Source organism: Geitlerinema sp. CS-897 (genome assembly GCF_028368005.1).
Classification (GTDB): Bacteria; Cyanobacteriota; Cyanobacteriia; order Cyanobacteriales; family Geitlerinemataceae; genus Baaleninema; species Baaleninema simplex.
The window spans coordinates 36,091-47,374 of record NZ_JAQNCQ010000324.1 but is presented as its reverse complement, the minus strand read 5'-3'; the positions used below and the strand labels follow the sequence as shown (position 1 = coordinate 47,374).

Annotated in this window: 11 protein-coding genes, 1 tRNA gene, 1 pseudogene and 1 riboswitch; of the genes and pseudogenes, 6 read left to right on the top strand and 7 right to left on the bottom strand. The window is 52.4% G+C overall.

The genetic code is table 11. The annotated features are described in order from the left end of the window. The first annotated feature begins 211 nt into the window (after positions 1–211). The 5 genes from POG22_RS20885 to trxA all read left to right on the top strand — a co-directional run bounded on the left by POG22_RS20885 (position 212) and on the right by trxA (position 3,387). Entirely contained in the window at positions 212–484 is a 273-nt protein-coding gene (locus POG22_RS20885) for a UPF0367 protein family (protein ID WP_063715941.1), read from the top strand. Further along, a complete protein-coding gene (locus POG22_RS20880) occupies positions 484–1,164 on the top strand; it encodes an energy-coupling factor ABC transporter ATP-binding protein (protein ID WP_017659545.1) in 681 nt (226 codons plus the stop codon). The genes POG22_RS20885 and POG22_RS20880 overlap by 1 nt, the downstream gene beginning before the upstream one ends. Positions 1,165–1,594: 430 nt before the next feature. After that, positions 1,595–2,143 carry a YacP-like NYN domain-containing protein gene (locus POG22_RS20875; protein ID WP_063715942.1) on the top strand — a complete coding sequence of 183 codons (549 nt, stop codon included), beginning with the start codon at positions 1,595–1,597 and terminating at the stop codon, positions 2,141–2,143. A gap of 144 nt (positions 2,144–2,287) precedes the next feature. Continuing rightward, a tRNA-Asn gene (locus POG22_RS20870) sits at positions 2,288–2,359 on the top strand. Positions 2,360–2,565: 206 nt separating this feature from the next. Continuing rightward, complete coding sequence (gene trxA, locus POG22_RS20865; RefSeq protein ID WP_063715943.1) at positions 2,566–3,387, top strand: thioredoxin; 822 nt, start codon at positions 2,566–2,568, stop codon at positions 3,385–3,387. A gap of 208 nt (positions 3,388–3,595) precedes the next feature. On the opposite strand, the pseudogene POG22_RS20860 reads toward trxA, so the two are convergent. From POG22_RS20860 to crtR, 3 genes and pseudogenes are all read right to left on the bottom strand, one after another. After that, positions 3,596–3,718, bottom strand: a pseudogene (locus POG22_RS20860) (IS1 family transposase); the annotation flags it as partial. A 153-nt stretch (positions 3,719–3,871) separates the two neighbouring features. Next, the gene (locus POG22_RS20855; protein ID WP_498907006.1) at positions 3,872–5,899 is read right to left on the bottom strand and encodes an ABC1 kinase family protein; all 2,028 of its coding nucleotides are present in this window, start codon (positions 5,897–5,899) and stop codon (positions 3,872–3,874) included. 84 nt (positions 5,900–5,983) lie between these two features. Continuing rightward, a complete protein-coding gene (crtR, locus tag POG22_RS20850) occupies positions 5,984–6,892 on the bottom strand; it encodes a beta-carotene hydroxylase (RefSeq protein WP_017659549.1) in 909 nt (302 codons plus the stop codon). Between the two features lie 265 nt (positions 6,893–7,157). Between crtR and POG22_RS20845 the strand changes: the two genes are divergently transcribed. Beyond that, a complete protein-coding gene (locus POG22_RS20845) occupies positions 7,158–7,865 on the top strand; it encodes a COP23 domain-containing protein (protein WP_498907005.1) in 708 nt (235 codons plus the stop codon). A gap of 207 nt (positions 7,866–8,072) precedes the next feature. Here the strand turns inward: POG22_RS20845 and POG22_RS20840 are convergent, their stop codons facing one another. From POG22_RS20840 to POG22_RS20825, 4 genes are all read right to left on the bottom strand, one after another. Next, positions 8,073–8,549, bottom strand: a complete 477-nt coding sequence (locus POG22_RS20840; protein ID WP_498907004.1) for a DUF4278 domain-containing protein — start codon at positions 8,547–8,549, stop codon at positions 8,073–8,075. Positions 8,550–8,597: 48 nt separating this feature from the next. After that, positions 8,598–8,689, bottom strand: a riboswitch (Glutamine riboswitch). Between the two features lie 216 nt (positions 8,690–8,905). Continuing rightward, the gene (locus tag POG22_RS20835) at positions 8,906–9,028 is read right to left on the bottom strand and encodes a DUF8629 family protein (protein ID WP_498907003.1); all 123 of its coding nucleotides are present in this window, start codon (positions 9,026–9,028) and stop codon (positions 8,906–8,908) included. A gap of 555 nt (positions 9,029–9,583) precedes the next feature. Continuing rightward, a complete protein-coding gene (locus POG22_RS20830; protein ID WP_498907002.1) occupies positions 9,584–10,507 on the bottom strand; it encodes a homogentisate phytyltransferase in 924 nt (307 codons plus the stop codon). Positions 10,508–10,566: 59 nt separating this feature from the next. Beyond that, positions 10,567–11,265, bottom strand: a complete 699-nt coding sequence (locus POG22_RS20825) for a DUF4352 domain-containing protein (RefSeq protein WP_498907001.1) — start codon at positions 11,263–11,265, stop codon at positions 10,567–10,569. Positions 11,266–11,284 lie beyond the last annotated feature (19 nt).

The window sequence follows — 11,284 nt, the reverse complement described above, 5'->3', positions numbered from 1 at the left end:
GGTACGGTAGGGCATACCGAAACCTCCTCTGTAATGGGGAAAACGTCTGGGGAGATAAACCCCTCTGGTACTTATTGGCAACAATGGGTAGTAAGGGTTGTCGCCGAACCAGAAATCTAGAACCGTGAGGTCTGGAGAATACCCACGCCTTCAGGCTGGGGAGTATGTCAAACTGAGAAGGTCGAGCTACTAGGCTACATTTCCTCATTTCATGTACACGATCGATCTGATTCTGAAATACACGCCCGTTCCCCTGTCCGTCCAGCGCAAAAGCGAAGAGGACGCTCGCGAACTGTACCAGCAGTTTCGGGAGGCGATGAACTCCGGCGAACCCAAGGTGATGGAGTTCATCAGCGAAGACAAATCGGACAAAGCCAAAACCATCTGTATCGCCACCAGCGAGTTAATTGCCGTACAGATGTCTCAAAAAGGTGCGGCCTCTGACGGACGCCAACCGGGATTCTTCATCGCCAGCGAAGCGTAATGGCCCGCGATCGATCCCAGACCGATCCCGCCGTTGTCGTGCGGGATTTGTCGTTTCAATGGGCTGACGGCACCTCTGTCTTGAAGGACTGTTCCTTAGAGGTGCCGTCTGGGGAGTTTTGGATGCTCCTGGGAACCAACGGAAGCGGCAAATCGACCCTGTTGCGAATTTTGGCGGGTTTGCTCCCGGTGCAGTCGGGAGAGGTTCGCGTACGCGGACGGGTCGGATTCGTGTTTCAAAATCCCGATCACCAACTGGTCATGCCGACGGTGGGGGCAGACGTCGCGTTCGGACTCGTTGAAGAGCGGCTTCGGGTCGATCGAGTGCGCCAGCGGGTCGCCGAGGCGTTGTCGGTGGTGAATTTAGATGGGTTGCAGCAACGGCCGATTTACGCCCTCAGCGGCGGGCAAAAACAGCGGGTGGCGATCGCCGGTGCGATCGCCCGTCATTGCGATATTCTCCTGCTCGACGAGCCGACGGCACTTCTCGATCCCGACAGTCAACTCGATTTGGTCGAGCGAGTCAAACAACTGGTCGAACAGCGTCAGATGACGGCGTTGTGGGTCACGCACCGCCTCGACGAACTCGATTACTGTGACGGTGCAATTTTACTCGAAGGGGGAAAAGTCGTCGATCGCGGCGATCCCCAACGGCTCAAACACCGTTTTGTCAACGCTTGACCGCCAGGATGACGATTTTCGATGGCACGGGGGCGGTGCGATAAAACTTTACAATAGTCAGGCGGGACGACTTTGACATCCTCACCGCCGAAGGAAGGACGGTGATTCCCAAACCTCACGATCTGGGTTCCTGCTTCTGTCCCCTTCGACTGCGCTCAGGGGTTTTTCGCAACTGCTTTCCAGGTCACGATGCCTTTCGAGTCTTATGTTCGCTCCACAGGCTGAAACGGTGTGTCCCACCGCCAAAAGTTCAATTCGATTGGAATGTGAGTCTAACTCACTAACTTGGTTTTCGTTAGTTAATTTACCCACCCTATCTAGTTTACCATGCTAAGTTAAAGCCGTCCTAGAAGGACGAGGCTTTAGACCCAAAATTTTCGATAACAAAGTATCCCACTGTTGCAATCGAGCAATTGTAGAGTTTGAATCCATGTCACCCACCTCCCCTTTCGTCACCTTATTTGTAGACGGCTATAACATCATCGGTATCTGGGCACAGTTACGCCAAATCCGAAATCGAGACGGGTTAGAACCCGCTCGTCGCACCTTAGTCGAGGCATTAGTCAACTACAGCGCCTATAAAGGCTTTGAAACTTGCATTGTCTTCGATTCTCAATATCGCAACTCTCGAGGACATCGCGAAACCGTCTCTGGTAATCTCTGCATTCACTATACGGATTTCGACCAAACCGCTGATACCTTCATCGAAAAAAACTGCGCGGTACGCCAGCGCCAAGTTCACCCCCTCGGACATCGAACCATCGTCGCCACTTCCGATCGCGCTCAACAGTTAACGGTGGTGGGCTACGGTGCTGAGTGGATGTCTGCCGAACAGCTCGATCGCGAGGTGAGAGCGACAACCCAGCGTGTCAGACAACGACAGCGGACTTCGACAACGCGATCGAGCCGCCGGTTTCTCTCGAGTCGCCTCGATCCCGTGGCGCAACAACGACTGTCACAACTGAGACGAGGATTCTGAAACCCCCACCGATACGGGGGTTTAGCTGTTTTTGTCGAACAAGTCGTTCCCTAAATTTCAAAATTTCTCAAAAAATTTTCCCAAACCCCCTTGCCAAATCCAAACGAGTTTGGTTAATATAGATCCTGCGTCAAGCAAAGGCATTCCTCAGTAGCTCAGCGGTAGAGCGGTCGGCTGTTAACCGATTGGTCGCTGGTTCGAATCCGGCCTGGGGAGTCTAAAAAGAAGAGGTAGGCGATCGCCTGCCTCTTTTTTATGTTTGATGGGGGGAGACGGCATCGAGACTTCTGCAACGCCCGTAAAACGGCATAATACTGAAGAGAAGACCTAGTCGTTGGTTGCGGGTTGCTTTTACCGAGCCAACCAACCGACAAACCGAACCGACAGACCGATCTCGCGTTTTTGTGAGGTATTGAATCGATATGGGATATTCCCTAGAAGTCTACGACCACAACTTTGAAGAAGAAGTTCTCGAAAAATCGCGCCAAACGCCAGTTATCGTGGATTTTTACGCGACTTGGTGCGGTCCGTGTCAAATGCTCGCGCCCATTTTAAAACAGGTGGCTCAGGAGTATGATTGTGTTGTTGCGAAAGTCAACACGGACGAAAACCCCTACATTCCCCAAGCTTACGGCGTACAAGGAATTCCCGACGTCAAAATTTTCCGAGATGGTGAAGTTATCGATGGCTTTGTCGGCGTTCTTCCCGAACCCGAACTGCGAAATCTGTTAGCGAAATGTCAGATTCGCTCCGCTCTCGACGATCGCATGGATGCAGTCAAGCAGGCGATGGATTCGGGCGATTCCGAGGCGGCGGAATCTCAACTTCTGGCGTTGTGCGAGGCTTACCCCGATCGCCCGCAACTGTTTCTCGATGCGGCGAAGTTTTACGTCGCGATCGGTGAATTCGAGAAAGCCGAGGCGCGACTGGCTGAGGTTCCCGCCAGCGATCGCCAATACGCCCCCCAAGTCGAAGCGGTTCGTGCGTTAGTTACTTTTAAACGTCAGTGCGATCGCCCCGTTGGAGAGGGCGAACTCGATCGCGAATTCTCCCGTGCTTGCTGTCTGACGGTCTCTGGTAACTACAAAGAAGCCCTCGAAACCTTTATCGACCTCGTCGGACGCGATCGCGGCTACCAAAACGACGGCGCTCGCAAAGCGGCGATCGCCATTTTCAACCTACTCGGAAACGACCACCCCTTAACCCAAGAATATCGCCGACAGTTGACGATGGCCTTGTATTAAGAAAATTCTGACACGGGGTAGGTGGGGGCGACAACAGCGTACCTAACCTACTCCCGTTCGAGGTAGTTATGCACAGTAATGATGACGAGCGCGGATTGAAGCAATATATAGCAACCTTAAATCAGTTGTGTAACAAAATTGGGAACAGGGAATCGGGAACCGGGAACGGTGAATCGGATTTTTTTCTAGTGTTTTAATTGTTGACGACTCATTTGGGACTGCTATAGTAATGTCCGAAGTCGCAAATCGCGGCCACGTGATTTTCAAACTTTTTAGAAAACGATAAAATTTTACACACAAGTCGAGCTACACGCTGACGAAGAGTATTGTTAAATATTTAAATTAAAAAATAAAGAATTGCTAATTGAATCATAAAAAAAAGAACCCTGGCATTTTTAAAATACCAGGATTCTCAATGCTTAATGTTGTTAAGTTCGAGGTAACACCGACTCAGATCGGGAAAATCAGGACGGCTTTAAACCCATTAAGCCGATCGCGCCGGAGGTAACGCTCGTTTGTTGGAATAACGAACGGGAGCGTTGCGTTTCGGCTCGTCTGCCAGGAAGACGCTTCGAATCAAGCGTGCAGCCGCCCGTTGAGCCAAATTTCCTACGATTTCCTGTCCCATCTGTTGCGTCTCCGGTTTAGCTAACAAGCCGGGAACCAAGCGCACCAATTGCATAGGATCGAAACCGGGGGTATCTTGCAGGATTTCCCAAATCCGTTTGACCCGTTCGAGGTCTTCGCTCTCGCTCTGGCTCATCTTCACCGATCGCGTGGGACGGCTACCGTTGCGAGACAAATTCAACCATTCCCGTAACGCCGCGTTCGTGTTCTGTACCGCATCTTGGGACAGCAAATCGACGTTTTTCACCACTTCGTCCACGAGGCGATCGCGAATGAACTCGCCCCGTTCGGAAAACAGAAAGTCTAACGCTTGGTTTAACGCATTCGCTAAGTCGTAATCGTCGCTGTCTTTGGCGTTTCTCAGCAGGTTTTCCAAACGGTTCCAGCGGAACTGTCCTTCCTTAAACAGCAACTCGCGCAACGACGATCGCAACTCCGGCGACGAATCGGTCAGCAACCGTTTCGCCACGTAAGGATACGCCTTACTCAACACCTTAAAATTCGGATCGACGTTAATCGCAATCCCTTCGAGGGTGACGAGCGATCGAATAATCAGCGCGTAATAGGCCGGAACCCGAAACGGATACTCGTACATCAACGCCGACAACTGGTCGGTAATGCTCTTAAAGTTCAGCTCCGCCACGCTGGCACCCAAGGCATCGTTAAACACCTCCGACAACGCCGGAACGATGGGTCTCAAATCCGTATCTGGCGTTAAAAACTCCAGTTTGACGTAATCCTGCGCCAACCCTTCAAAATCTCGGTTGACCAAGTGAACCACCGCTTCGATGAGGCCGTAACGCTGGTACCTTTTCACTTCGCTCATCATCCCGAAATCGAGATAGGCCAAGCGTCCGTCCGGCATAGCCAGCAGGTTTCCGGGGTGGGGGTCGGCGTGGAAAAAGCCGTGTTCGAGAAGCTGTCGCAGCGAGCATTGTACGCCCACTTCGATTATGTGTCGAGCGTCGATATTTTGTTCGCGAATCGCTTCGAGGTTGGTGAGTTTCGTTCCCGTAATCCACTCCATCGTCAACACGCGACGGCGAGTATATTCTTCGTAAATGCAGGGAACGTAAATGCCTTTAATGTGACCGTACAGCGACGCGAAGCGTTCGGCGTTGCGAGCTTCGTGGCTATAGTCCATTTCCTCGAAAATGCGACTGGCGAACTCGTCCATGATGGCGACGAGGTCGCTGCGAAGACGCTTGATGCTCTTCTGCGCGATTTGCGCCAGGGTTCGCAGTAGATAGATGTCGAGGGCGACGCGTTCGAGCAAGTCGGGACGCTGAACTTTCACCGCCACGGTTTCGCCGCTTTTGAGTTTCCCTTTGTACACCTGTCCCAGCGACGCCGCTGCTACGGGACGTTCGGAGAGTTCGGCGTAAATTTTGTCAGGGGGTGCGCCGAGTTCTTCTTCGATGAAGCGATAGGCGACTTTGTTGGGAAACGGTGGGAGTTGGTCTTGTAACTTACCTAGCTCGTCGAGATAGAGCGGCGGGACTAAGTCGGGGCGCGTGGACAGAGCTTGTCCGATTTTGATGTACGCCGGCCCCAAATCGGTGAGAATTTCCCGCAATCGGATAGCTCGGCGGGCTTCGTGTTTGGCAACGTTACCCGTTCGGCGATCCCACCACAGACTTAGGAAGAACAGCAGAAACGGCCAGACGATTTCTAAGAACCGACCCCAGACGCGGAACGGCCGCTTGCGATAGCGAGCCGAAACCATCTCGGGGTCGTAGCGTAGGGCTTTGTTATCGTCGTCGAAATCGTCGTTTCCTTCGAGCGGTACGAGAAATTCTTCTTCGAGAGGTGGCTCGACCCTATCGTTTGGGGAGCGATCGCCTTCGATCGCGCGTTTGGGCGGTGTTACGGTTCTAGCATCCATAAAAAATCTGCTACCGATGTGAGATCGCTTAATACATTGTAACAATTCTCACCATCACGTCGAAAGTGCGATCGCCCGTTTCCCCTATTTGACTTTCGCCTTGTGATGGTGGAAGCGAATCCCCAAAAATACGTCGTAGACGAAGCTGAAGAAGTTTTTACCGCCCTGAAAAATTCCCAGAGACTGATCGGCACCTTTTTCATCGAGGAGCGATTTCGTGGCGTAGTAAGCCCCTTGATAGCCGTACCAGGGAATTGACGGCCAGAGATGGTGAATGAGGTGGTAGTTCTGCCCCAAAATCAGCACGTTGAGGATGCGACTGGGATAGACTCGGGCGTTTTTCCAGCGATCGCGTTCTTTGAAGGGACGGTGGGGGAGATAGTCGAAAAACAAACCCAGCGCCAATCCCACCACCAGCGCCGCCGAAAACCAATAATTTAAAATGTAGCCGACAAAACCGTAGTAAATCCCCAATCCAACTACGGTAAACAGAAAAGTCCGACTGAGAAACCATTCGAGGAGTTCGTATTTCCGCCAGAGCCGACGTTTGAAGAAAAAGATTTCGTGATAGAAAAACCGCGCCGCAATCATCCATAACGGCCCGCCCGTCGATACAAAATGATCCGGATCGTTTTCCGGATCGTTGACGTTGGCGTGGTGTTGCATGTGGACTCGCGTAAAGACTGGAAACGCGAAGCCGAGCATGAGGGCGCTGCTGTGACCGAGAACGGCGTTGGCCACTTTATTCTTGTGGGCGACGTTGTGGGAGGCGTCGTGAATCACAGTTCCCGCCATGTGTAAGGCGGTAACGTTCATCAGAAAACAGATAAAGCCCGGAAAGTTCCAAATCCAGTAGCCGAGGACTGACAACACGACTAACCCCGTAGCGCCCAGCATTAACAGGACTGTGGGATTGATTAACGCTTCGGGGGGTCCTAGAAATTCCTTGGGAACCGTCGTGACAGGCTTCGGCTCTGAAGCGATCGCAGTCATATGCTCTGTATTTATAGATGATGGCGGATTATTAACTTTCCGATGGTAGCAGGGAAAGATGAAGTTTTGTCAAGCACGGTACAGTTTGAGGCGATCGCGCGGGGGTTTTGGCAACTTTTTGCGGAGAAATGCGTCTGGACGTAACGAGCGGTCTCGCGAACCCTCTCGTTACGTCGGGGTCGTCCGCCGTGCTGTTACGACTCGATGGGCTATGTTTAAATCTATTTTTCGATCGATCGGTCCAAAAACGTCTCTTACGCTCGCAGTGGCGGTTCTTTTAGGAACGATGGGAACGGCGATCGCGCAAATTCCCGAACTTCCTCCTTCCTCGGAACCGTCGGAGTCCGAACCCACACCGGACTCTTCTGAATCCAGTTCGCCTCGTTTTACCTGCGAAGGTATTAACGATCGGTACACGGTGATGTACTATCCCGAAAGTCAACCGGGTCAGGGGTACGCCTGGGCGTCGCCGACGCAACTCGGGGGCGGGTGGACGCCGCAGCGTCGCTGTGAGGAAATTAGCCGCCGCTTGGAGTCGTACCGTCCCGATGGGTTGTTGGAGTTGGGAACGGCGGTCGAAAACGGTTACGATATCGTGTGCGTGACCACGCAAGCCAATCCCGCCTGTCGTATCGTGTTGACAGTTCCTCCCGGTCAAAATCCCCGACAAACTCGGGATTTGGTGTTTGAAAATATCGTTTTGGCCGATGCGGGAACCTCTACCGATGCGGTGATGGCGCTGACGGGAGATGGTCGGGAAATTAGCGAAATTGAAGAGTTGTTGGGTATCGATTTACCGGGCGGACTTTCAGGCGATCGAGCGCCTCAAAGTTCGGCTTGGGTAAACTTACGACCGTTCCTCGATCCCGCCGATGGCGGAACTGGGGCGCAGTTAACGGAGTCTAATGCCAGCAGTTCTCCCGCATCGTCTTCTCCGAAAAATCCCCGCCTCAATCCAGAAAATTTCCGTTAGGAATTCAGAGATTTCATACGGAATCCGGGTCGAAAACAGGGGTTTCTCCGACCCCTGCAAAAACCTCTCTGTGTTCTCTGTGTCTCTGTGGTGAGACGTTTTGAACCCAGCTTAAGCGAAAAAAGCCCGAGCGGTGAGTTTACCGTTCGAGCTTTATGGTGCTAGACCTAGATCTGACTAGGAGTTGTCGTGACGAAATCCGTTGGCTTAGCTGACGGCGACTGCACTGGGGCCGTAGGTGGCGCGATCGCCCGCATCGACGAAGCGATGGAACTGACGCCAGTATTCATCCACGTCGACGGTTACGCCGACTTCAGAGGCCAGGCGGTTCAACATGGTTTGCTGGCGTTGGCGCGTGGCCACTTCGCCTTTGAGCATGAGTTCGCGCATCCGTTGTTGCAGAGATACCGTCACTTCGGGTTCTGGTGCAACGTCGGCCGCTACGGGAGCCGGAACGGTTTCCGGTCGTACCGCCGGTTGTTGTTCGGTTTCAGCAGTTTCGCCGTTGGTGCGATAGGCGACGCCGCGATATTTGAGGTCGAGGGTCGGTTGCAAGACCAAGGGTTTCTTGGGATTGCGGAATCGCACGTCAATTCCCCGGTAGGTTCCAACGAGATCGCTCGATGCAGTTTCCACTTCGGGGGGAGTGTAATCGTAGGGGATACCGCGATAGCAGAGTTTCATGGTTTTCGCCTCCATTACGTGTCGTTGCTGTGTATCGGGTTCGATAGAGGCGCGTTCCTTCAGGATCTCTCCCTACTTCCGTCCTCTTGTCCGTTGGCTCTTTACAACTCGAGCCGTTTGGTGCGAAGAGGATGAACGATTGGTTTTCTGTCTGTGTTTATTATTACAGTTAACCACTTGAGCTGTCAATTTGATGTCAGGGATACATAACAAGACACCCGCGCGAGCGGGTGCGAACGATCGGTCTTGAAAACGGGGTGCGATCGCGAGTTCGGAAACAGCGTCGTTTGTCTGTTGTTGTCCGAACTGAGTGCGATCGCCGTTATTTCAAGCTAAATCCGTTAAAACTAAGAGATTTAGTGAGCCGATCCGTTTCCGTGGTAGTTATCGGTATCGTAAAATCCGTTCCGCGTTCCGAAAAACAAGCACAAAACCACGAAAACCGGGGTTATCGCCAGCAGTGCAGTTTTAATGTCCATGACAACTCCTTTGAGTACGGTATGAGTGCATTACTTATATTATGGGGTCAGGCGAGGTTGATTCTACCGTGAGGCGGTGCGGGAGAAGTCTAACCCGAGGGGGAGACTTCGAGGAGACTTCGATGAGTACTCACGTCAAGACTCGATTTGTCGTTCGCTGAATTTTTAGCTCAAAGGAATGGAGAATTCGCCTTTTCTCGAAATTCTGCTAATCCAATGAGGTTTGAGTGGCGAGAGTTCGCTGAGTTTGTGGGGTGGATTGAGTGGAGAATTCAATTTATCGATGTCGAGTTTGTGGGCTTCTCCAAAATCGTCCACCGTGGGGAGAGGACGATCGCACGCCATCTTTTGAAATTTGTCCGTGTTGTGGTGTTGAATTTGGGTACGAGGATGTCACCCGAGACTCTATTCTTCAGTATCGCCATGACTGGCTCGAAAGTGGTGCGACGTGGTTTGACGGTCGTGCAAAGCCCAAAAATGGGCCGCTGGAGTCCCAAGTCAAACTAATTTCACCGCAATTGAAATCAAACACCTGTGGAGATAACTGAAACAAGATTAACTCTGCCAAAGACAAGCAATGGGAAACATAATGTATTCGAGGAAAAAGAGTTTCCAGATAAATTGGTAAAACTGAGCGATCGCACCTCGATCCTCTAAATCCAAATCCCGACGACGCCACCACAACAACACTAACACCGCCAAATGCATCGTCACGACGAGCGTTCCGTTAGCGTTGGGAAGCCACAACAACCCACCCACCGCCATCGCCACATCGCACAACGAAATTACGACGAGAGCGAGGCGAGATACCGCAGACGCCCCCAGGCGAATCGTCAGCGTCGAAATGTTGTAGCGTTTGTCGCCTTCAAAATCGGGAATATCTTTAAAAATGGCGATCGCAAAGGTAAAACCCAATACGAACAGCGTCAACGCCCAAACTTCCGGGGAAACGGGAAATCCATCGTTGAAGTGGAGAAAAAGCCCCAAATTCACCACGACACCGCGCACGGTAAAAATACAAAACGACGCCCAAAACGGAAACCGTTTCAACCGCAGCGGCGGAAGCGAGTACGCCGTTCCCAAGGCGAGACTGACGGCGACGGTGGCGAACAGCCAAATCCCCTGAGTTGCAGCGATCGCGATCGCGGCGATTCCCGTGACGCCGACAATCCATCTTCCTTGAAGCGGGGAAAATTCCCCCGACGCCAGGGGAAGATGGGGTTTGTTGACGCGATCGATCTCGATGTCTTCGAGTTGGTTCAAACCGACGATGTAGACGTTTCCGCACAAACACGCCAACCACGCCACCAGCGGAGGAAGTAAACTGGCTGTCGTGAATTCGCCGACGCCAACTGCAAGAGCGAACAGTCCCCAAACGCTCAACGTCGTACCGACGATGGTATGGGGACGACTAAACTTCCAAAACGCATAAAGGAGCGATCGAGTTTTTTGCCATTGGGCGATCGGTGTAGAATCCATGCAACTGTCGCGAAGGTGGGGGTTTCCAACGAGTCTCAACCCGTCGTTTGCAACCGGAGCTATTTCAGTTCCACGACAATGGGTAAACTCTCGCAAGGATAGGACTCTGCCAGAATCGAACCCTCTTCGTCGCAGGCTCCGTTACTGGGATCGTAAACTAACTTCTCGATTTCGGCGGTTTCTGGCACTTCAAAGGCGATTTCTCCAGCTTTGCGATCGCCGACAGCCACGGGTTCTAAATCGGTATCCAAGACGGACGCCGCCTGTAAATCCTGTCTGTAGTAATTTCCCTCTGCATCGACTAACTGCATTTCCTGAAAGGTGACGATGTAGTCGCGATCGCCGTTGTTTTCAATTTCGACCATTACCGCTAACCACGTCGTCCCATCGGCGGGTTGCTCGAACATTCCCTCTCCGGTAAACTCTCGCATTCCGGTAATGGACACGACACCGTCGATCCCTAGAGTATCGCGGTATTCGATGGGGGTGTTGAGGGCGTAAACCGTTCCCGAATCGATGTCGGGAGGAGCGGAATCGGCGATCGCTTCTGAGGCGGTTTCTCCCGTCGTGACCGCAGCTTCTTCAGCGACTTCTTCGACCGTATCTCCCGCAGTGTCGTCAGGGGATTCTACCGCGTCTCTCGGAGGTGAAACTCCCTCGTCTGGGGCGTTTTCACCGTTCGACCCACATCCGACTGTCAGTAGGAGTAGGGCAGTTACGACACTTCCGCGAACGATGAGTTTGTATAGGGCAAACATATCTTTAACAGTGAACAGT